The following is a 24,035-nucleotide window of genomic DNA, read 5'->3' on the forward strand; positions in this document are numbered from 1 at the left end:
ATGCACAGGCATGGCGCACATTCATTGGACGCCACGTCGGCGCGCTTCGCCCTCTGGGCGCCAGACGCGAAGAACGTGAGCGTACAGATTCAGGGACAGTCCGCATTCGAGCTGCAGTCCGAGCAAGATGGCTGGTTCACCGGTATCGCCCCCTGCAAGGTGGGCGATCGTTACCTCTTCAAGATCGACGACGCCTCCCCAGTGCCCGACCCCGCCTCTCGCTATCAGCCCGAAGGGCTGCACGGTCCGAGCGAGGTGGTGGACCTCGGCCAGCAGCAATGGCGTCACCCCTGGCAAGGACGCCCTTGGCACGAGGCCGTCATCCAGGAACTGCATGCCGGTGTGCTTGGCGGCTATGCCGGCGTCGCCGAGCAGTTGCCACGCCTGGCGGAGCTGGGTATCACCGCCATCGAGCTGATGCCGGTCAATCAGTTTCCAGGCAAACGCAATTGGGGCTATGACGGCGCCCTGCCCTTCGCCCCGCAGCATAGCTACGGCAGCCCTCAGCAGCTGTGCGAGCTGGTGGACGAGGCGCATGGCCATGGACTGATGGTCATGCTCGATGTGGTCTACAACCATTTCGGCCCCGACGGTAATTTCCTGCCCCAGTATGCCAGCTCGTTCTTCCGTGAGGACCGCCAGACCCCCTGGGGCGCGGCCATCGATTTTCGCCGTCCGCAGGTGCGCGAGTTCTTCATCCAGAATGCGTTGATGTGGCTCTGCGACTATCGTATCGACGGCTTGCGCCTGGATGCCGTGCACGCCATCAACCAACCGGACTTTCTCGTCGAACTGGCCGCCCGGGTGCGCGCGGCCGTGGAGCCAGGTCGGCAGATCTGGTTGGTGCTGGAGAACGAACACAACCAGGCCGACCTGCTGGAGCAGGGTTTCGACGCCCAGTGGAACGACGACGGCCACAACGCCCTGCACGTGCTGTTGACCGATGAAACCGAAGGCTATTACGAGGACTACAAGGATCAACCGATCGCCAAGTTGGCGCGATGCCTGGGCGAAGGCTTCGTGTTCCAAGGGCAGCCCAACCGCAAGGGCGAGCCGCGCGGGGAACCTAGCGGTCATCTGCCTCCCAGTGCCTTCGTGTTGTTCCTGCAGAATCACGACCAGATCGGCAACCGCGCCCTGGGCGAACGTCTGACCCGACTCTGCCCGCCGCAGGCCTTGCGCGCGGCCACTGGGTTGCTTCTGCTGTCACCGATGATCCCGCTGCTGTTCATGGGCGATGAGGAGGGCAGCTCTCGCCCCTTCCTGTTCTTCACCGATTTTCACGATGAATTGGCCGATGCCGTGCGTGAGGGCCGCCGCGCCGAATTCGAGCACTTCGCCGCCTTCGCCGATCCGGAAAAACGTGAGCACATTCCCGATCCGAACGCCTTGGAGACCTTCACCGCGTCCCATCCCGCGGACCAGCAGGTACTGGCCGGCTGGCACGGGTTGTATCACCAGCTGCTGCACATTCGCCAACGCACTCTTGTGCCACGCTTGCCAGGCACTCGTGCCCTGGGTGCCGAGGTGGTTGCCGAGAAGGCCCTCACGGCGCGTTGGCGGCTGGGTGACGGCAGCGAGCTGCGAATCGATCTGAACCTTGGCTCGATGGCACAGGCCATAACCTTACCCGGTGCCGAGTCTCGCTTGTACGACAGCAGTGACTCGGCTCATCCGGATTCCCTGCTGGCCGCGTACAGCTGCGTGGTCAGCCTGATCCCCTCCCGCCAGGAGACGCCATGAGCGATACGCCGCTGTACCGCCTCGCCGCACGCGCCGGCCTGGCCCGTGACTGGACCGATGCCAACGATCGCCCTCAACGTGTGTCCGACGATGCCCTGCGGGGCGTGTTGCAAGGTCTGGGTTTGCCCGCCGAAGATGACGCCACCACCGAGCAGAGCCTGGCCTTGCTGGACCAGGCCGAGGACAGCGAACACCTGCCGCCGCTGTTCACGGTGGATGTCCAGGCGCCCTTGAGCCTTGACCGCTGGTTCCAGGCCGGTAGCCGCGTACGCTGCGTGCTGGAAGATGGCTCGGTACGCACCTCGACGCTGGATGCCCAGGCTCGTTTGCCGGGCGACCTTCCGCTGGGCTACCACCGTCTCGAAATCGATAACCGCTCCTTCACCCTGGCCGTGGCGCCCCTGCGTTGCTACAGCCTCGACGATGTAGTCACTCAACCGCCGGCCCGCTGCTGGGGTCTGGCCACGCAGTTGTACAGCCTGCGGCGCCCAGGGGATGGCGGTTTTGGTGACTGCCTCGCACTGGAGCAATTCGCTCGCAGCGCCGCCGAGCGCGGGGCCGATGCGCTGGCGATCAGTCCGATCCATGCCCTGTCGCTGTTCGACCAGCAGCATTTCAGCCCCTACTCGCCCTCCAGTCGCCTGCTGCTCAACCACCTGTACGCCAGCCCCTCGGTGATACTGGGTGAGCGCGAGGTGCGCACGGCGGCCGAGCGCGCGGGCTTGACCGAAAGCCTTGACGACCTCGAACAGCAAGCGCTGGTCGACTGGCCCCGTGCTGCTGACGTTCGTCATAAGTTGCTCAGCGCCCTGTTCGACGACTTCACCCGGGGTGACCACCCGCTTCGCCAGGATTTCGACAGTTTCCGCGAAACGGCTGGCGAAACCCTGGAGCAACACTGCCGCTTCGAAGTGCTGCAGGCCGAGGCCGTCGAGCAAGGGCTCGGCGCCGACTGGCGGCAGTGGCCCGATGCCTGGATCAGCCCTGACGCTGCCGAAGTCCAGGCCATGGCGGCAGCCTATCCGGCGCGCGTGGAGTTCCACGCGTTCTGCCAGTGGCTCACCGAGCGCAGCCTGCAACGGGCCCAGGAGGCGGCGCGTGGCAGCGGCATGCGCATCGGCCTGATCGCCGACCTGGCGGTGGGTGCCGACGGCGGTGGCAGCCAGGCCTGGAGCCGTCAGGACGAACTGCTCGCCGAACTGACCGTGGGCGCACCGCCCGACATTCTCAACCGTTCCGGGCAGGACTGGGGAATCAGCGGCTTCTCCCCTGAAGGCCTCAAGCGCAACGGTTTTCGCGCGTTCATCGAAATGCTGCGTGCCAACATGGCCCATGCCGGGGGCCTGCGCATCGACCATGTGATGGGTCTGCGTCGGCTGTGGCTGATCCCGCGCGGCGCTTCACCCAAGGAAGGTGCCTACGTCGACTACCCGTTCGATGACATGCTGCGTTTGCTCGCACTGGAATCGGTGCGCAACCAGGCGATCATTCTCGGCGAAGACCTGGGCACGGTGCCCGAAGGCTTGCGCGAGCGCCTGGCGGACAAGGCCGTACTGGGCATGCGCGTGCTGCCGTTCGAACAAAGCTCGACCGGTCATTTCAAACCCTTGATGGACTGGCCCGACACGGCGCTGGCCACCACCGGCACCCATGACCTGGCGCCGTTGGCCGGCTGGCTCAAAGCCCGTGATATCGACTGGAATCACCGCCTGAAACTGATCGATACCGCCACCGAGGAGCGCTGGCGGCAGGATCGGGAGCAGGAAATCCATGGTTTGCGACGTACGCTGGAATCCCATTACGGTCCTCTGAAGGATAACGACGCCTTGATCGACGCTGCCATCCGCTATGTCGGCCATACCCGCGCCCCGCTGGTACTGGTCCCGCTCGAAGACCTGCTCGGCCTCGAAGAGCAGCCCAACTTGCCCGGCACCACGCAGGGTCATCCCAACTGGCAACGTCGCTTCGAGCAGCCGGTGACCGAGCTGCTGGACGATGAACACGCCTCGCGGCGCCTCGAACTGCTGGCTCAGGCCCGGGTCCAGGCTGGGGAGCGCGACCGATGAAAGCGCTTACCGCCACCCAGCGTCTGCAGTTCCACAGCGACTTCACCCTCGACGATGCCGTGCCGCTGGTGCCCTACTTCGCCCAGCTCGGTATCAGCCATCTGTACGCCTCGCCGATTCTCAAGGCCCGCGCGGGTTCACGCCACGGTTACGATGTGGTCGACCCGACCCTGGTCAACCCTGAGTTAGGCGGGGAAGCCGCCCTGCTGCGACTGGTCGCTGCCTTGCGCCAGCATGGCATGGGGCTGATCCTCGACACCGTGTCCAACCACATGGCGGTCGGTGGTGCCGACAACCCATGGTGGCAGGACCTGCTGGCCTGGGGCCGGCGCAGCCCCTACGCCGAGTTCTTCGACATCCAGTGGCACTCCACCGACCCGCTGCTGGCCGGGCAACTGCTGCTGCCGTTCCTGGGCAGCGACTACGGCGTGGCCTTGCAGAACGGGGAGATCCCGTTGACCTTCGACGCTGAGCATGGCGTGCTGGAAATCGAGCACTTTGAGCACCGCTTTCCCATCTGTCCGCTGGATTACGGTCGCGTCTTGGCCCACAGCCAGGACACCGCGCTGCAGGCGCTGGGCGAGCGCTTCAGCGCGCTCGGCGAGGCCGCCAATCCCTTGGCCGACGCGGTCCCGCTGCAATCGGAGCTGGTGCGTCTGGCCACCCAAGGGCACGACCTGCGCCCGGCACTGGCGGCCTTCGACAGCCAGGACTCGTCAGGCTTCCAGCGCCTGCACCAGCTGCTGGAGCGCCAGACCTACCGCCTGGCCAGTTGGCGCACCGCCGCCGACGACATCAACTGGCGCCGCTTCTTCGACATCAATGAACTCGGCGGCCTGCGCGTGGAACGCGCGGCGGTATTCGAGGCGACCCACGCCAAGCTGTTCGAGTTGATCGAGCGCGGCCTGGTCGACGGTCTGCGCATCGACCATATCGACGGCCTGGCCGATCCACGGCGCTACTGCCGCAACCTGCGGCGCCGGGTCGACTGCCTGCTGGCCGGGCGTCCTGCCGAGGCGGCCCTGGAGCATTTCCCGATCTACGTGGAAAAGATCCTCGGCACCGGCGAACACCTGCACCAGGACTGGCTCACCGATGGCACCACCGGCTATGAATTCATGAACCAGGTCTCGCTGGTCCAGCACGATCCAGCCGGCGAGGCGCCATTGACCGAACTGTGGCGCAGCGTCAGCGAGCGCCCCGAGTTCGACGAGGAAGTGCGTATCGCCCGTCGCCTGGTGCTAAACGCCAGCCTGGCAGGCGACTGCGAATCGGTAGCCCAGGCCCTGCTGCAGGTCGCCCGTGATGACCTGATGACCCGAGACCTGACCCTGGGTGCGATTCGTCGTGGCGTACAGGCCCTGGTCGAGCATTATCCTGTCTATCGCACCTACATTAGCGCCTGCGGTCGCCCTGAGCAGGATGAGCCGTTCTTCCAGCAAGCCTTGGAAGGCGCGCGTCAGTCGCTCAGCGAAGCCGACTGGCCGTTGCTGGAGCAGCTGCAACGTTGGCTGGGTGGTCAGGCCTGGCGCGAATTGCCGCCAGGCAAGCCGCGCAAGCGCTTGCGCCACGCGTGCGTGCGGTTCCAGCAACTGACCGCGCCCAGCGCCGCCAAGGCCGTGGAAGACACCGCCTTCTACCGCAGTGCGCGCCTGCTGTCGCGTAACGACGTGGGCTTCGAGGCCGAGCGCTTCAGCGCCACGCCCGTCGATTTCCACAACGAAGCGCAGCGTCGACTTCGCGATTTTCCGGACAACCTGCTGGCCACCGCTACCCACGACCACAAGCGTGGCGAGGACTGCCGCGCGCGCCTGGCCGTACTCAGCGAGCGTGGGCCCTGGCTGGCCAGCCGGGTCGCGCACTGGCGTGAACTGGCCGGCACCTCCCTGAAGAACCTCGAGGACGGTCCGGCGCCGAGTCCGGCCGACGAGATGCTGTTGCTGCAGACATTGCTGGCCAGCTGGCCGCTGGATCTACACCGAGACGATCGAGAGGGCCTCAAGGACTTCGCCGAACGCGTGCGCCAATGGCAGCAGAAGGCCTTGCGCGAGGCCAAGCTGCGCAGCAGTTGGGCAGCGCCGAACGAAGCCTATGAAAACGCCTGCTCGCATTACCTGGACAGCCTCCTGCTCGACGAAGACCAGCAACTGCTGCGTCACTCGCTGGCCGATGCGGCCGAGCGCATCGCCTGTCCCGGCGCGCTCAACGGGCTGGTGCAGTGCCTGTTGCGCATGACCGTACCGGGAGTGCCTGACCTGTACCAAGGCAACGAATACTGGGACCTGAGCCTGGTGGATCCGGACAACAGACGGCCCGTGGACTACCCGGCACGACGTGTCAGCCTGGAGCAGCAAGCGCCGGTCTCCGAGCTGCTCACCCACTGGCGCGACGGCCGCATCAAGCAGGCCCTGATCGCTCGGGTGCTGGAACGGCGTCGCGCCCATCCGCAGCTGTTCCAACGGGGCGCCTACCTGCCCCTCGATGCCCAGGGGCGCCACGCCGACAAGGTACTGGCCTTCGCCCGGCTGGGTGAGGGTGAACGGGCGATCGTCGTGGTGCCGCGCCTTGCCAGCGAGCTGCTTGGGGAGGCCTCTACCCCACTGATCGCGCCACAGGACTGGGGCGATACGCGCATCGTGCTGCCGTTCGCCGTTTCGCCTGCTACCTGCAAGGGACTTTTTTCCGACATCGCTGTCAGCCCTAATAGGGAGCTGATGCTCAGTAAAGTGCTGTCGGACTGTCCGCTCAACCTTTTGATTGAACATGCATGAAGATCAGGAGCAGCCAAATGAGTGATGAAAAACATATTCGTGAGTTCGCCTACCAGCTCTGGGAATCGGAAGGCAAACCCGAGGGGCGCGACCAGGAGCATTGGGAAAAGGCCGTGAAGCTGGCCAAGGCCAAGTCCCAGACCCCCGACGCCAAGCCCAAGAAGGCGCCGGCCAAGGCCAAGGCGCCTGCCGATGCCAAAGGCGCAGCTAAGCCCAAAGCCCCCGCTGCACCCAAGGCGGCCGCGGTGCCCGGCGAAAAGCCGGCACCGGCAAAAAAGCCTCGCGCACCGAAGAAGCCCGACGCGAACTGATCCTGGCGGCACCGGCTGCTGCCGATCCTCTTCGGCAGCGGCGCATCACCTTTCCCTTATTCTGGCCAGACGAGAGCTGCCATGACCGCACGCACCCCGAAGAAAACCCGTTCCGTCGCGCCAACCCGCATTCGTGAAGGCCTGCCCTTTCCCCTCGGGGCCACCTGGGATGGCCTGGGCGTGAACTTCGCCCTGTTCTCGGCCAACGCCACCAAGGTGGAGCTGTGCATCTTCGACGCCAGCGGCGAGAACGAACTCGAACGCATCGAACTCCCTGAATACACCGACGAGATCTACCACGGCTACCTGCCCGACGCGCACCCAGGGCTGGTCTATGGCTACCGGGTGTACGGTCCCTACGAGCCTCAGAACGGCCATCGCTTCAACCACAACAAGCTGCTGATCGACCCCTACGCCAAACAGCTGGTCGGCGAACTGAAGTGGTCCGAAGCGCTGTTCGGCTACACCCTGGGTCACCCGGACGACGATCTGTCCTTCGACGAACGCGACAGCGCGCCATTCGTGCCGAAGTGCAAGGTAGTGGACCCTGCCTTTACCTGGGGCCGCGACCAGCGAGTGCAGATTCCATGGGAGCAGACGGTTTTCTACGAGGCCCATGCGCGCGGTCTGAGCATGCGTCATCCTGCCGTGCCAGAAAATCTGCGAGGCACCTTCGCCGGCCTGGCCAACGACGAGCTGCTCAAGCATATCAAGGACCTGGGTGCGACCAGCGTCGAGCTGCTGCCGATCCACGCCTTCGTCAACGACCAGCACCTGCTGGACAAGGGTCTGAACAACTACTGGGGCTACAATACCCTGGCGTTCTTCGCACCACACCCCAAGTACCTGGCCAGCGGCAAGATCGCCGAATTCAAGGAAATGGTCGCCCACATCCATGAGAAAGGCCTGGAGCTGATCATGGACGTGGTCTACAACCACACCGCCGAAGGCAACGAGCGTGGCCCGACCCTGTCCATGCGCGGCATCGACAACGCCTCGTACTACCGCTTGATGCCTGACGACAAGCGCTACTACATCAACGACTCGGGCACCGGCAACACCCTGGATCTCAGCCATCCCTGCGTGCTGCAGCTGGTCACCGATTCGCTGCGCTACTGGGCCGGTGAAATGCACGTGGACGGTTTCCGCTTCGACCTGGCGACCATTCTCGGGCGCTACCACGACGGCTACAGCGAGCGTCACAGCTTCCTCGTGACCTGCCGGCAAGACCCCTTGCTGCGTAGCGTCAAGTTGATTGCCGAACCCTGGGACTGCGGCCCAGGGGGCTATCAAGTGGGCAATTTCGCGCCCGGCTGGGCCGAGTGGAACGATCGCTTCCGTGACACCGCCCGCGCCTTCTGGAAAGGCGACGAGGGCCAGTTGGCGGACTTCGCCGCGCGCCTCACAGGGTCCGGCGATCTGTTCAACAATCGGGGTCGCCGACCCTACGCGTCGGTCAACTTCATCACTGCCCACGATGGCTTCACGCTGCGCGACCTGGTGTCGTACAACGAGAAGCACAACGAGGACAACGAGGAGAACAACCAGGACGGTACCAGCAACAACATCTCCTGGAACTGCGGCGCCGAGGGGCCGACGGAAGATGCCGACATCAAGGCGCTGCGCATGCGCCAGATGCGCAACTTCTTCGCTACTCTGCTGCTGTCCCAGGGTACGCCGATGATCGTCGCCGGTGACGAATTCAGCCGTACCCAGCACGGCAACAACAACGCCTATTGCCAGGACAGCGAGATTGGCTGGATCAACTGGGACCTGGACGAAGAAGGCAGCGCACTGCTGGCCTTCGTCAAGCGCCTGACCAAGCTGCGCAAGGACTACCCCGTGCTGCGCCGCTCCAGCTTCCTGGTGGGCGACTACAACGAGGCGATCGGTGTCAAGGACGTCACCTGGCTGGCACCGGACGGCAACGAGATGAGCGTCGAGCAGTGGGAGAATCCGCACGGGCGCTGCCTGGGCATGCTGATCGATGGCCGCGCGCAGGTCAGTGGCATTGCCCGCCCTGGTTCGGAAGCGACGGTTCTGCTGATCGTCAATTCGCACCATGACAGCGTGCCGTTCGTGCTGCCTTCCGTGCCACAGGGTGAGCACTGGAATTGCCTGATCGACACCGACCGACCCGAGCTGAGCAAGGCGCAACGACTGGACTTCGACACAACCTTCGATGTCACCGGTCGCTCGTTCCTGCTGCTGGTACTGGAGCGCGATGAAGACTAGCCGCGCACTGCCAACCCTGGCGGCATGACGGCTGGCAGTCATTCGCAGTAGCCTATTCAGGGCACATGGCAATCTCAGCCATGTGCCCTGATTTTTTTCGATCGATCCAGTCCGCTGCCTCTTTTCGAAACCGGCCCAAGTTAACCCGACTCGACCTCATGAGGCGAACTTTCGCGTCTTTCTGGCTGAACTCGCTACCCGCAGTGGATGGTCATGCCCAACATCTTCACCCGTCCCTTCGAGCGCGCCGAACAAGGCGGCTTGCTGATATGAGGTGCACGCTGATACAGGTGGCCCAGCCTGGGAAAGCAAGCCACATCCTTGCGTGGCTCGGGTGAAGATGCAGTGGTGGACTGCGAGTGCCCCCTTCTAGGGCTCGCTGCCACAGCCGCTCTGCCAGTGTCCATCGACACCAGACCTGTGATGGCTGACCAGATCGTGTGAACGTAGCGAGGAGGTCATTCACCCGATGACGCCTTTTTCAGTGAACGCGACCGTAACGCTTTTACCTCGGTGATCGTCGCCAGTGGGTAGCTTGATCACGTGCGTGTAAGTGCTGCTCTTCCAATCGAGTTGCACCTCAATTTGATCGAGTTTTTGCGTGGGGTCACCTACCGTCAGCGTCAAGGTACTGGTGTCATACTTTGCGACGAAGGCCATTGCCGCCAATGCAGTGATTTTCACGGGGGCAAGCGCGATCACGGTCGAGGTGGTGAACACCGCACCTGCGGCAACACCTGCATCCTTGATATCCACGTAGTGCGCGTGATCGGTGCACACGACATCGGGCTTGGCCGCCGCAGTGCCTTTCTTGCGAATGGCGTAGGCGTAGTCGTTGGAGGCGCCCAGGACATGGTTGATCCATAACGAGAACACTTCGCCGCTGACTTCAGTGTCGGGAAGTGTGTCGTTGATCGCCTGCCACGAGCCCTTGCAGGTGGCCATCTCGACTGTGACGCTACTGTGCTTCAGGAACTGATAGACCACATCGTCATGCACCACTTGATCAATATCAGACCGGGTCAATTCACCGGACCTGAGATGCGTATTGCCGCCCTTGTATTCGACGGCTGCCAATTCGTTGAACCAGCATTGATTGACCGTGGTGTGTACCTTGCGCTGCGTTTTCGTCAGGTCACCTGCCTGACCCAGGCAGTACAAGATACCTGCGTTCGCAATCCGCGTCTGACGAGATTCCTGGATGCGCTGGCGTGTGAGGATCATGGTCGCGACCCCGGTCTGTCCATCGCTGATCACCCCGGAGAAATCATGACTGCCCTCGGCGCCATACCCCCACTGCGCCTGTGGGTAGGTGAACTCTGGAACGCGCTCGACCGTGGTGCCGGGTATGAACTGCCAGTGCCATACGGGCGCAATGCCCAGGTATTCCTTGCCATGGGTATGCACCGAGTAGCTGCCGCCACCCATGTAGTAACCTTTTTTGTTTTCACCGTTTCCGGTTTCGGTACCTACGGTGCGGGTGGAAATCGTTTTGCAAAACACGGCAAAGTCATTATCGATGTGAGCCAGAAAGTCGTTGTTCCAGAATGCACGGGTACCTCTGAAGCCCGGAGTGGTCAGCACCTTGCCCGTTGCCAGGTCGTTCATCTCACCCAGCAGCGCCGGATTCCTGGCCGTCGGCATCAATGCCTTGCACCAGCTCGACCACACCCGTGTGCCGCCGCCAGCGTTTCGGCTGACGGCTCTGCCCATGACATGAAAGTCGTAACGTCCGGCGTAGCCGAACCACCCCACGCCCTCGGTCAGATGACGCTCGATCGTCACCAGACTCTCGGCGGTCAATGCGAACACGCCAGTGAGCACCTCGTTGAACTTGAAAAACTCGCTCAGGAACACCTCACCATACGTGCCCGCATAAAGCTGCGACTGGACACGTTTATCTGATGTCACCGGGTTGTGTTGGCTGTAGGAAGAATCGACCCTGATCCCTTCACCTTCGGTCGGGCCAGACGAAATTACCACTTCGCAACATTGGGCAACTGCCCTGGAAGCGGCGTATGCATGGGCCAGATACTGTGTCTCATGCTTGGCTTTCCACCCGGCGATAGCCCACAACAGCTGCACGTAAGCGAAGTTCATCTGGTTGGCGCCGGTATGGCCCAGGTCGACGTTCGACGTACGCTGGAGGTAGTCGAGGCTGCCCCCGATCGCGCCGGCCTGGTCGGTTCCGGCGAGCAGCAGCAGACAACCGCCCACCTTCAGTGCCAGCCCCAGCTGGATATGCCACCAGTTACGTGTCGTGTATTGCTGCGCCGTGTAATACGCCAACGCTTGCGCGGCGCAGGCAGCATAGGCACTGGCAGCATCGCCACTTTTACCGATGGCGGCGCTGGCCAGCTTGCGCACGCGTTCCAGGTGCTCATGGAGCGGCGCGATATCGTCGCCAGCATCCTTGCTCGGGTATTGCAAGTCGCTGAAGGCACCCTGCAGGCAGTTGTTTTTCCACAGTTCAAGCGTGGCTGCCGATTCCGCGGTCGCCTCCCGCTTGACCAGTGCCTGCGCCAGCGTTTGGGCGTCGGCCGCCCATTGGCTGGGGGAACGGGTGTTTTGCTGATTGGCCTCTGCTACCCACTGCGTACTGATACTCATGGCTCGACACTCCAACGCTGGCTGCAAGACTGGTGAGCATCACGGCCTTTACCTGACCGTGCAATTGGCAGAACTACCAGGTGACAGCGAGGGCGTTGGTCATTGCGGGATGTCCAACCAACAGTGGCCGGCGCTGGTTTCCTGGCCGCCACCTAGCATTTTTGCCAGTTGCCGACAGGTTCCCAAGGCCGTTCCATGGGCTCTCGAACTCAAGGTGGGAGCATGCCGAAATGGCGACCGAACGCGCGCTGGAACCTTCCGTATCCTCTTCACCGGCCTGGCACCGTTGCCAGAGCGCAATTCCCTTGAATGACAAGTGGAGCAAGGCGGTACGCACCTTCGATGTGCGCGACGGCCGTACTGGCGAGCCGCTCCCAGGATCGCCCTTGTCGTTCATCTTCGGCGACGATGACACCAAGGACAAGTGGCCGGCACGGGTCCGTGCAGAGCTCGCAGCCAGCGGCCTGGATGCCTACTTGCGGCTGGGCACCGAAGATGAGGTCGATGGCGACATCGACGGGCAGGCGACCGTCGATTTCTGGCAGGTCGATAAACCGCTGCGCGTGTCGATCAGTGGTTTCGAAGAAACGGACAAGGCGGCGAAATGGTCATGTGCGCTGCACAGTGCCACAGGTGCTGAAGCGACACTCGCGCAGGCCCTGCAAGCGTTCGTCCAGCCGCCCAAGGGGGGCGTCGGTCAGCGCAGGGTGCGCTTCACTTTGCGCGACAAGAACAGTGCGAACGTGCTGCAGCAGTGGGATTGCGAATTGGACTACACCGCCACTGGTGACCCACTGCAGCAAGTCGATGACCTGGCCAGCAGCATCGAAGCGAATATCCAGGTCAAGCATACGGTGCACGACCTGGGCAAAGCACTGACCGTCAAGACCGACAAGAGCAACTGGACGCTGAGCCTGCCGCACGCGCTGCAGCTGGAACTGGGCCTCAGCCAGGTGGCGAGCAGCGAAGATGAGACGCAGACCGAGTGGATCGCCTGCCATGCCGGTATACCGTTGAACGACAAGTGGAGCAAGGCGGTACGCGTGCTTCAGGTCAACGATGAAACGACCGGCGTCCCTGTGCCGGGCTCGCCGCTGTCGTTCAGCTTTGGCGATGACAGTACCCAGGACAAATGGCCCACGCTGGTACGTGCCAAGCTCAAGGCCAGCGGGCTGGACGCGTACCTGCGCCTGGGCACCCGTAGCGCGGTCGACGGCGATATCGCTGGGGAAGGTACCGTCGATTTCTGGCATGTGAACACACCATTGCGCATCGTTCTCGGGGGGTTCGAGGAAACCGACAAGGCCACCCCTTGGAACAGCGCGCTGAGGACTGCCGACGGCAAGGAGGCCACGTTGGCGCAGATGCTCGATGCCTACGTCCCGCCCCCCGAAGGTGGAGCCGGCAAAAAGAGCGTACCGTTGGCATTGCGCGACAAGAAAACCGGTGCAGTCCTGAAACAGTGGCAGTGCGAGCTGACATTCGCCGCGGATAATCTGCTCGAGCGCATCGATGCGCTGGCGAAGAGCATCAAGGCCAATATCGGCGTCACCCACGCTATTCATGACATTGGCAAGTCACAAAAATCAACAACAGATAAGGCCTCGTGGACGCTGCAGTTGCCGCAGGTACTGCAACTCGAATTGACGATGCAGCCTGAGTGGCAAGCCACCGCTGTGCAGATGAAGCATTTCCAGGTTCCGTACCTGATCACTACCCAGCCCGATGGCTATCTTCCGGACATGCGGGGCTTCTCGCTCGAACGCTTAGGCAGTATCGAAGGCGGCTGGCACTCCAGCAGCTCGATCAAGGCAGTTCGAGACCTGAAGAAAAAAGAGGTGCTCAGAGCATATACGATCGACCGCCTGACCGGTGACATCAGTTGCGTCGAGTACAAGTCTGGTGAGCTCGAGAAAGAGAAGTGGCCTCATACTTTTACCCAACTTATCAGTCAGCAGAGTGAGCTTATGGTCCCCCGTATGAGCCGTGTCGGTGGGGCCACGGAGTTGCGCCTGTGGAGTCCAGTGCGCTATCGCGCATTCCATACAGCGCCGTTTGCCGGAAACATTGTGCAGGCCCTAGCCATCAACGACTCATTTGATCCGTCCGGCAGAGCAATTCTTTGTGTACAGGTACGCGATCTGACAACGCAAGCGCTCTACGAACAACACATGTTAGAACCTCAACGCCTATACGATCTTATGAGGGCATCCGGGGATGGCAGTCCTACCAGCTGGTCTAAGGCGCTCTCCTGCCTGATCAACCAAAAGAGCCAACTATTGCGCGCAGGTGTTCTCGACAAAGATTGTGATGTAATACCTAATGTTTCCGGCAACGCATTGTGGGTTCCGCAATGTGCCGAGCTGAGCGTGACCTTAACTGAGGTGCATTGGTGGCAGAGCCAACCTATTGAAGTGGGCGTGGAGCTGCCGGAGCAGCAGGCACTGCAAGCCTGGGTCTACGATGCGTTTTCACATCGGCTGATGGCGCACCACGAATGGACGCCTGACTCAACCCAAAGACTGGCAAACGGCTGGGCGACGGCATGGGCGCAAGCTCTGGACGTTTCGCCCATATCGCGTTACCTCCAGGCGAAAGCGATCGCCCCCGGCGCCGCATCGTCCAAAGACGCTGACGAGTGGGTTCTCAGGCAACTAGGCGATGGCCTGCGCATTTTCACCACGTTACCCGGCCCAACCAATCGCGTATCTGGTCCGCTCCTGGATTCGGCCTGGAAGGCTGTCGAAGACGCTGTCCTGGTAACCCTGCGGCACCCTAATGGCAAGCTGCTGCACCACTCACTGTTCAAGCCCGACACGCCCAGCGAACCGTTGACCCACGATGCCTGGATACAAGCGCTCGCCAGCTTCATCACCGCCCAGGCCTGGCCAGAGGTGCAAATCGATGCAGCCGCCGGGGCGTCGTATTTGCCAAGGTACTCTGAGCTGGAGCTGGCCTTGACCAATGTGGGTGCCGGCACGAGCTGGCAAGACAGCGATTATGCCAAGTACCTCACGGGCTTCGACGACCTGCCCGCCAGCGCACAGACCGCCAAGGCGGAGTTCGCCGTCAAGGCTGGCGACGTCCCGGAGGCCTTGCAGGTCACGGTCAAGGCGCTGAACGGCGAACTGATATTCCTGCTTGGCGATGCCGCCCGCGCCAAAGGTTACCGCATAAGCGCATGTATCCCTCGTGGCAGCGAGCATCGGCATTGGCCAGTTGACGTTACGGATACCCAGGTTACCTGGGCCGGGCCGATCGAAAACAGCCTCTACGACCTGTATCTGGATTACCCGGAAAGCGCCCGGGACAGCACCGCCTTGACGGTGGGCGAGATTGGCGCCTGCCACCCCAGCAACTTCTGGTATTCCGCGCAGAACGTACAGTTCACTCCACCCGCAGCCATTGAGCCCTACGAGCAAATCAGCTTTCTCTGCGAGGACTACGGCAACACCAGTCACTCCGAGGTGTTCGACACCAGCAACCAGGACCAGACCGGCGTGGATCATCGCAGCGGCCTGTTCCATGCCCATTACGCCATCGCCACCCTGCAAGGGATACGCGGACTGGGGCCAGTGTGCGACCTGTCCCTGCACTATTCGGCACTGCGTGGCAACGAAGCTGGTTTGGGTGACGGCTGGGCCTGGCGCTTTTCCAAACTGATCACCAGCGCCATCCAGGCAGACGACCATCGCGTACTCACGCTGGCCGACGGCACGATGGTGCGTTTCAGCCAGGATCAGTGGGCACAACTGGGTGAAGGCCAGGCCCTCAAGCTGGAAACGTGCAGAGTGAGTTGTGACAAGGACTACAGCACATTCGTCGTCGAATTTCCCAGCGGACGTCAAGAGGTCTTGAGTAAGCCCGCATCGGCGGGCAGTGATGAAATAGAGCCCAACGACGAGTTCCGCAAGAAACTATTGGCGGCGCTGCTGGCGATAAAAAACAAAAGTGCACCCGAGTTCCCGACGTTCCCAGAAAAATGGCAGCATTGGGTGCTGTGGGGCCTTGCACCCGCAGGTTACTACGGCGCAGCGGCGATTGATTACGCCGAAGCCGTCAAGGCCTGGGAGGGTAACGACAACCTCAAGGAACTGGACAAGCGCATCGCTCACTACCAGCGCCCGTTCGTGCAATTGCTGCCCTCGCGCATCGTCTCGCAATACGGTGAAGCGCTGGACCTGGAGTGGAAGCGTCAGAACGGGCAGTTCCTGCTGAAAAACATCAAAAGTGACGGACACACGCTGTTTGCCGCCGACTATGTGAAGCCGCAGGAAAAAACGGGCAGTCAGGTAAACATGCAAGTGTGGCCGGGGACCGACGAAGCGTTCGACGTCCAACTGATCCTGAAGGACTACTTGCTGCGCACCCTCAAGCGCCTGCACGGTACGGCGGTAGTGCAGCAAGTGGAGTGTGGCTATGACGATGACCCGACGCTGGACCGGGTGCTGTGCCGGCTGCAGGAGCTCGACGGCTCGGTCGAGTGCGTCCAGTACCTGCACAACAGCGCTCGTCTGAACCATGACGCCCCTTCCCTGCCGCGGGTTGCGCTGCATGCGCTGCTGCCAGGTGACGGCCAGCAGAATCAGATCGAGCACTATGCCTATACCGGTAGCTATCAACACTCCGACGATCAGTTGTTCATCGCCGCAGTCCACCATGGGGCACATGGTTCGATAGCCCACGACACGCATGTCTATGGCCTTGACGCGAACGGCGACCGAGTCACGTTGCTCCAGGGCTCGGGCACTGCTGAGGGGCACTGGCTGGAATTCGTTTCGCGCAGTGAACGTGCCGTCAGCCAGTATCGCTACACCGGCTGGGGAGATGAGCTGGATGGCGTGATCAATCGCATCATCGTCAAACCCACTGGAGACGGCGTTGAGGTGAGTGCCGATACCTCCGGTGTCGACTATCAGCAGGCCGTATTGGCCCTGGTCTGGCAGTATTCCACGAGAAACAGAAAGCTGATCAGCTCGGCAATCGCCAGCATGCTCAGCCTGGCGCCGAAAGTAGCGCGTGAAGACCTGGGCAAAACCGTGCAGGTCACCACCAGGGTCATGGACGAGCATGGCAAGGTGCTGCGTCTGCGGGCCAGCGGCGAGCATTCGATCCACTACAGCTACTACACGAGCGGCACCACCAACCAGATAGTGCCTGGCTCGGTCACCCAGCTCAGCACGTTGCCCACGCTGGAGTGCCCTGCCCTTCCGGACCATGCCGCTGCGCCACTGATGGCGGAGTACCAATGCGACGACCATGGCAATGCTCAGGGCCTGAAACTCTATGGCTATCGCATCGTCAACCGCGCGGGACGAGACTACCTGGAGCTGGCCGAGCTGGTGATCATAGAGGGCCTCCAGGGCGCACTGACCGACGACTCTCTTGACGAGCACACCACCTGGAGTCTTGCCGGTGACGAAGTGCTCTGGCATCAGATCAGCACGACCACCACCGGCATCACCAGCAAGCCCACACCCAGCCAGGACAGCAAAGTCAAAGTGTGGTCGATCTCCAGCAAACAGACGACGCACCACAACGACGAATGTATCGAGCTGGAGACTATCCAGGCCTTCGAAGACAACCCCAATCAGCCAGGCATCTGGGTTCGCGTAACCGCCAGGACGACTGCCGGTACCGCCCAGGTGAGCAAGACGCTGCGTTCGCGCCATAGCCGTGCTGCACTTGTTGAGGTTGAGAACGACGTCGAGACGCATTGGCGGCGCGATGCAGTCGGACGAGTTACCGAGCAGACCCGCTACACACTGGCGCCCGGGCATACAGGCAGGGCCGCCAAGCAGGCTCCCGATGAGCGTATAGGGTCAGCCTACAGCGCCGATGGCAAGCAGGTCGTGCGCACTTTCCTCAACGGCGATCAAAGTCGGTCCCACCTGGACGGGTTGAAACGCATCTGGCGCAACGAGTGGCGCAGGGCCGGGACGAGTGTTTACGTGCCCATGGATGAGTATTGCTTCAAGGGCATCGATGACGCTTCGGTGATCGGTAGCTGGTCGTGGGACTATCTGCCGGGCGGGCAGGCGGTGTGTAACGACAGTTCGTTGCGCAGGCAAGTGGCAGGGCAGCCCTGGTTGTCGGTGGAAACCGGCGCGGGCGAGGCTGCGCTTGAGCACGGTCGGGCTCAGGGTGCGTTGACGCTGAAATTGGCACGCACGGCAGTGACGTCTGAGTCCAGTGAAGCGGAGTCTGGTGTGGCTCAGCGTATCTTGGACATTTTCGCTGGAATCGATGCCAATCAACCGAAAAAGCGCGTTTCTTGGGAGTCGTCAGTCTATTACTCATTATCTGATGAAGGTTCTGACGCAAATACGATTGGATTAACCTATCTCAAGATTCGCAATCTGCAATCCGACTTGGATTACGACGAAATATTAAACGCCGACCCATATGTGCTTGGGGAAAAAACCGCAATTGATAAATTTTCCATCATTGACGAGTTGAAGTTAATCAAAACGATCCAGCGGTTGGCCGGTCTAAATAAATTAGATGGCCTAGAAAATATTCACGGACCTGTTCTTGTCAACTACCCGCCCATCATTAACGAGCATACTGAATACCACGGCGCGGAATACACCCTTCAGCCCCCCCCACTCCAAAAATTCAAAAACTTGGACGACATCGAGGGCGTCAGTGTCCAGGATATCTTTGACCTTTTTGAGGGGCTGGACGAGTCTGAATTAAAAGCAATGGACGGCCTGAAGAAATTCTCTTCCGGCACAGCATTGTCGAACGACGCGTTGGCCACATCACTCGAAGATATCGATATTGACGTCATCGAACGACGCGGTCTGGGTGAATGGTGTCTTTCCGAGCGTACCTCCCGACATACTGCCAATACGGACGGCACGTTTGAATCCACCAGACAATGGGCGGACGCCACCGGTCAACAGCAAATGCAGGTTGCCCAGCACTACGACGCCGATGGACGCGTGATTCGCTACACCCGCACAGTCGACGGCGAGGTGCTGAATTATCAATTCGAACGGGATATCCTCGGTCGGGTAACCAAGGTCACTCGACCCGACGCCTCCATCGTCGAACACCGCTATCCCGGCTTCAGCACCCACATCGACGAGCTGAAGGTCGATGGCACATGCGTCGCCACGCAGACGGTGAATGCGCCGTCCATCCTGGCCAAGCGCAAGGTGGGCAGCCGCGAATACGGCTTTGCCAAAGACACGGTGATCCTGCCCGACAAAACCCGGCTGACCACCCGCGCCACATCCACCGGGGTCCACGTCCAGGCCCAGGGCGACAGTCTGTTCAGCCAGTCTCGGCAAGGTGATCGAACCCTGATCAAGGCCGCCGCTGACCCAGCGGCAGGTGCCGACACCGCGCGTGACGGCTGGCAGCACAGCCTGTCCAACCCGCGCCTGCCTGGGTGCCAGCGAAGCACTGAAACCACCTCGCGATTTACCTCGCAGACCGCGGACTGGCAGAGCCTGCGCGGGCAAAGCGTGGCTTCGTTGCGCGCCGATGGCCACTGGCAACGGCTGTTCCTCGACCGTGACGGCCGAGCGCTGCGCAGCTGTCAGGACCACGAGGAGGTGCGCTACCGCTACGATCGACTCGGCCGCCTGCAGGCTCGCCAGGTACACGCGCTTAAAGGCGCCGGGCAGTGGCACGTGGTGAGCGAGCATGACGGTTTCGACCGCGAAACCTCACGCACCTTCCTTCACAATGGGGTGGCCTGCTTCAGCCAGCACATGGACTGGCGTGGCGATGGCCGCCTGGCAAGCAAGACCAGTTATTCGCAAGGGCAGCGACTGCGCTGCGAACGCTTCGCCTACGACAAGCTGGACCGCCTGCAAAGCTACACGTGCGAGGCCAGCGATGCGGCGCACTGCCCTACGGACAACGCCGGCACAGCGATAAAAGCCCAGCAGTTTCGCTGGGACGCCCTGGACAACCTGGTCAGTTGCACCAGCACCCCCTTTACGGGCGACCAGGTCACCCAGACGTTTGCGTTCGAAACACAGAACGACCCTACCCGCATGACCTCGGTAGAACAGGACGGCCAGAAAACGAGCCTGAGCTGGAACAGCAATGGCCACCTGCAAGTGGACGGCCAGCAACGCACGATCGACTACACCGCCGTCGGCCAGCTCAGCCGCGTCAAGGATGCCAGCGGCGCACTACTGGCGCGCTATGAATACGACGGTCTGCAGCGCCTGGCGGCGCAGCACTCGGGCAACGACGGGACCACCCATGTCTTGCGCTACCACGGCGCGAACTTGATCGGCGAGGTCTGCCTGGACAAGGCAGGCCAAGTGGCCCGGCACACCAGCCTTTCTCCGGGCCTGGCCCAGTACGACGACGATCAGGTGCGCTGGCTGATCGACGATCCGCAGTCAGGCGTCGCCGGGCAGGTCCGCGACGGCGCACTCGAACTGGCCCCGCTGTTGCCGTTCGGCGAAGGCGTGGTGCTCGATGGACTGATCGCTGGCTACAACGGCATGCGCCGCGACCCGGTCACCGGGCATTACCATGCGGGCAATGGCTACCGCAGCTACGACCCGACGCTGCGCCGCTATGCCCAGCCTGACTGGCTGAGTCCGTTTGGTCAAGGCGGCCTGAACGACTATGCCCACTGCCCGGATCCGGTCAACCTGCATGACCCCAGCGGGGCGATCATGCTCAGTCGGTGGGGCCAGGATCGTGAGCTGGCAACTTACGCCAGAGCGCTACAGGACACCAAACCGATGCCGGTCGGTTCGCGTTGGCGAGGTCTGGCACTGTCCCTGGTGCTGACGATCGTCGGCATCGCAGGCGGTGTCTTGACGGGGGGCACTTCGACGATATTGGTCTTCACGGCGATGACATTGCTCGCACTCGCCTCGTTCACCCTGGAGGTGGCAGCGGTGCTGACGGAGGACTCCGATCCGCGCCTTTCCAAGGCCCTCGGTATTGCCTCGTTGGTCGCCGGGGTAGCGTCGCTGGCGCAAAGTGCCTGGGGCCTGATCAAGGAAACATCGAAGGCGATCAGGGTCGGGCTGCGATCACTGCGCCAGATCGGCAAGTTGAGACAGACTCGCAGAATCGCCCAGGCCGCCAGTTACGCAATGAATGAAATGGGCGAGATCTCAATCCACGGCTTCGATGCCACGGCCATCTATGCCGCGCAGGAGGTCACCAAATCGGCTAGGGGATGGGGAGCCAAACTCATGGCGGGGGGTAACAAACTCATGCCGGGGGGTAAATGGATGCTCAACTACCTGAACGTCGACGCTGTACGCCTTGTAAACGTGGCGGATTACTCACGTGCAGGATTCTACGGCAAAGCGCTGCTGCGGGGTCACAGGATCAACAATTACGTTGCCAGGTCCTCTCGTTGGTTGACCGCAGGGTCGTGGTTCACAGGCAAGTTGATCGAGACGTACATTGTTCATGGGGCGGTCATGTCAGTGATCGCTCTGGTGAAGGGCGATAGCTCGACGCCCGTAGGAGTGTGGGGCCGAGAATACACTCCACGCGACTACCAGCTCAATTATGGAAGCGGCGGGCACAGGCTCGATTGACAGCGGTCCAGGCCGTCGAGGCGGCCTGACTGTGCGAGCTGCTGAACTGCCATTGCGCGGCCATCCGGCATTTGCATGAGCGTTGTACAACACCGACGCCAAGTCGGACCACCAAGAGGAAAACACCATGACCGATGTAAAAGTTGCGAAAGTGAAACTCTACAATGCCCAACTCAAGGCAGGCTTCCTTGATTACGAGGTCGACGAGGACGATGTGATATTGCCGGCCGAAGCCGTGGGCGACCTGGATCTCAAGAATGGCGCAGAAGTCGAGTTCGAGGTAACCCAACGCGATGGCCGCAACTACGCCAGTAATGTGAAGTTGAAGAAATCGTGACGTCCCGCCGCTGAGACGAGGCCCTGTGCAACAGGCGTTGTCTCGGGGTCTCAGCGGCGATTCATCACTGTCTCATCGACATCACTCACCAGCCCAGCATCCCAAAGGCGGACGCCAGGCAGCTTGCAACACCCTCAGAGTGGCTTCATGACCAATACCGCCAACGGCGGCAGATTCAGGCTAATCGACAAAGGTTGGCCGTGGGCCGGGAGTTCCTCAGCCATCACCCCGCCACCGTTGCCCAGATTTGACCCGGCATAACGCTCGGCATCGCTGTTGAGCAACTCCTGCCAATGCTGACCAAACGGCACGCCGATGCGGTAATCGTGCCGAGGCACCGGCGTGAAGTTGGCCACCACCAGCAGTGGCTCGCCATTGCTGCTCCAGCGCAACCAGGCATAAACGCTGTTCACCGCATCATCGCCGATCAACCACTGGAAGCCCTGGGGCTGGCAGTCCTGCTCATGCAGCGCCGAGTGCTCGCGGTACAGTCGGTTGAGATCGCCCACCAGATGCTTGACCCCCTGATGCTCTGAGTATTGCAACAGGTACCAGTCCAGCTGCTGGTCATGATTCCACTCTCGCCACTGGCCGAACTCGCAGCCCATGAACAGCAGCTTCTTGCCAGGGTGGGTCCACATGAACGCCAGGTACGCACGCAGGTTGGCGAATTTCTGCCAGCGGTCGCCGGGCATCTTGTCGATCAGCGAGCGCTTGCCGTGGACCACTTCATCGTGGGAAATGGGCAGCACGAAGCGCTCGGAGTAGGCATACACCAGCCCGAAGCTCAGCTCGTTGTGGTGATGCGCGCGGTGGACCGGATCGTTCTGGATGTAATGCAGCGAATCGTGCATCCAACCCATGTTCCACTTGTAGCTGAAGCCCAGGCCACCTTGGTGGGTGGGCTGGCTGACACCCGGCCAGGCGGTGGACTCCTCGGCGATGATCAGCGCGCCGGGCGCTTCGAGCGCTGCCACGTCGTTGAGCTGACGGAGGAACTCGATGGCCTCGAGGTTCTCGCGCCCGCCATGGCGGTTCGGGATCCATTCGCCGGACTTGCGCGAATAGTCGCGATACAGCATCGAGGCCACGGCGTCGACCCGCAGCCCATCGATATGGAAATGCTTGAGCCAGTGCAGTGCCGAGGCCAGCATGAAGCCGCGCACCTCGTTGCGACCGAGGTTGTAGATCAGCGTGTTCCAGTCTTGATGAAAGCCTTCGAGCGGATTGTCGTACTCGTACAGGGCGGTGCCATCGAAGCGCGCCAGGCCGTGCTCGTCAGTGGGGAAATGCGCCGGGACCCAGTCCAGGATCACGCCGATGCCACCCTGGTGGCAGGCATCGATGAAGGCGGCGAAGTCCTCGGGGGTGCCATAGCGCGAAGTGGGTGCGAACATCGACAACGGCTGGTAGCCCCAGGAACCGCCGAAGGGGTGCTCCATGATCGGCAGCAGCTCGATGTGGGTGAAACCCAGCTCCTGCACATAGGGCACCAGACGCTCGGCCAGTTCACGCCAGTTGTAGAACCGGGCCACCTCGCCCGCCTCGTTCATCTCGCATTGCCAGGAGCCGGCATGCAGCTCGTAGATGGACAATGGGGCGCTGATGGCATGGCGCTCGGCACGCTGCTCCATCCACTGCTGATCGGCCCAGGTATGGCCCAGCGCGCCGGCGACCTTGGACGAGGTGCTGGGCGGCAACTCGGTGGCGCGCGCCAGGGGATCGGCCTTCAGGGGCAGGACGCCATCGCGCCCCAGCACCTCGAACTTGTAGGTCTCCCCCACGGCCAGGCCTGGGATGAACAATTCCCACACACCGGCGTTATGGCGCAGGCGCATCAGGTGGCGACGTCCGTCCCAGTTGTTGAAGGTCCCCACCACCGAGACGCGTCGAGCATTGGGTGCCCACACCGAGAAGCACACCCCCTGCACGCCATCGACCTGAGTCGGTTGAGCGCCAAAACGGCTCGACAGGTCGCGATGATTACCTTCGGCGAACAGGTACAGGTCCATCTCGCCTAGTTGCGGACCGAAGCTGTACGGATCCTCGGTGATCTGTTCACCACCTGCCCAGCCGATCTGCAAGCGGTAGGCCTGGGGCTGCTCGAGATGCGCCGTGAACAGCCCCGGCAAACTCCCCTGCTCCATTTCGGCGAGTACGCGGTCGTCGTGACGTGCGAGTACCCGGGCATTCAACGCACCGGGCAGAAACGCACGAATGACCTGGCCGCCGGCACCATCATCGTGCGGGCCGAGCACCGCGAAGGGATCGGCATGCTCGGCGCTGGCCAGTGCATCGAGATCGCGCTGGCGAAGGCCGCCGTTGCTGCGCGTGATTGAACTCATCTGACTCTTCCTTAGCATGTAATGTCGGTAGTGGGCTGGACCTGGATCATCGCAGCGCGTTGTGTCTTGTCGCATCATGGG

Annotated in this window: 9 protein-coding genes; 7 read left to right on the plus strand and 2 right to left on the minus strand. The window is 62.0% G+C overall.

Annotated elements, in window-relative coordinates; translation table 11 throughout:
- The 5 genes from treZ to glgX all read left to right on the plus strand — a co-directional run bounded on the left by treZ (position 1) and on the right by glgX (position 9,126).
- Positions 1 to 1,743, plus strand: a complete 1,743-nt coding sequence (gene treZ / locus IAE34_RS01030) for a malto-oligosyltrehalose trehalohydrolase (protein WP_200137005.1) — start codon at positions 1 to 3, stop codon at positions 1,741 to 1,743.
- Entirely contained in the window at positions 1,740 to 3,809 is a 2,070-nt protein-coding gene (gene malQ / locus IAE34_RS01035) for a 4-alpha-glucanotransferase (protein WP_200137006.1), read from the plus strand. Before treZ ends, malQ begins: the two co-directional genes overlap by 4 nt.
- On the plus strand, positions 3,806 to 6,580 hold the full coding sequence (locus tag IAE34_RS01040; protein ID WP_200137007.1) for a malto-oligosyltrehalose synthase: 2,775 nt from the start codon (positions 3,806 to 3,808) through the stop codon (positions 6,578 to 6,580). The genes malQ and IAE34_RS01040 overlap by 4 nt, the downstream gene beginning before the upstream one ends.
- A gap of 17 nt (positions 6,581 to 6,597) precedes the next feature.
- Positions 6,598 to 6,891 carry a DUF2934 domain-containing protein gene (locus tag IAE34_RS01045; protein ID WP_200137008.1) on the plus strand — a complete coding sequence of 98 codons (294 nt, stop codon included), beginning with the start codon at positions 6,598 to 6,600 and terminating at the stop codon, positions 6,889 to 6,891.
- An 81-nt stretch (positions 6,892 to 6,972) separates the two neighbouring features.
- Positions 6,973 to 9,126, plus strand: coding sequence for a glycogen debranching protein GlgX (gene glgX, locus IAE34_RS01050; RefSeq protein WP_200137009.1), 2,154 nt, complete (start codon positions 6,973 to 6,975; stop codon positions 9,124 to 9,126).
- 462 nt (positions 9,127 to 9,588) lie between these two features.
- Here the strand turns inward: glgX and IAE34_RS01055 are convergent, their stop codons facing one another.
- Positions 9,589 to 11,736 (minus strand): polysaccharide lyase family 8 super-sandwich domain-containing protein, encoded by a 2,148-nt coding sequence (locus IAE34_RS01055; RefSeq protein ID WP_200137010.1) that lies wholly within the window; start codon positions 11,734 to 11,736, stop codon positions 9,589 to 9,591.
- Positions 11,737 to 11,966: 230 nt separating this feature from the next.
- Here IAE34_RS01055 and IAE34_RS01060 point away from each other — a divergent pair, with 230 nt between their 5' ends.
- Positions 11,967 to 21,272 carry an RHS repeat-associated core domain-containing protein gene (locus IAE34_RS01060; protein WP_200137011.1) on the plus strand — a complete coding sequence of 3,102 codons (9,306 nt, stop codon included), beginning with the start codon at positions 11,967 to 11,969 and terminating at the stop codon, positions 21,270 to 21,272.
- A gap of 127 nt (positions 21,273 to 21,399) precedes the next feature.
- Positions 21,400 to 21,609 (plus strand): cold shock domain-containing protein, encoded by a 210-nt coding sequence (locus tag IAE34_RS01065; RefSeq protein WP_200137012.1) that lies wholly within the window; start codon positions 21,400 to 21,402, stop codon positions 21,607 to 21,609.
- A gap of 134 nt (positions 21,610 to 21,743) precedes the next feature.
- Here the strand turns inward: IAE34_RS01065 and glgB are convergent, their stop codons facing one another.
- Entirely contained in the window at positions 21,744 to 23,954 is a 2,211-nt protein-coding gene (gene glgB / locus IAE34_RS01070) for a 1,4-alpha-glucan branching protein GlgB (protein ID WP_200137013.1), read from the minus strand.
- Positions 23,955 to 24,035 lie beyond the last annotated feature (81 nt).

The sequence above is a fragment of the Pseudomonas sp. S30 genome (assembly GCF_016518545.1).
Classification (GTDB): domain Bacteria; phylum Pseudomonadota; class Gammaproteobacteria; order Pseudomonadales; family Pseudomonadaceae; genus Aquipseudomonas.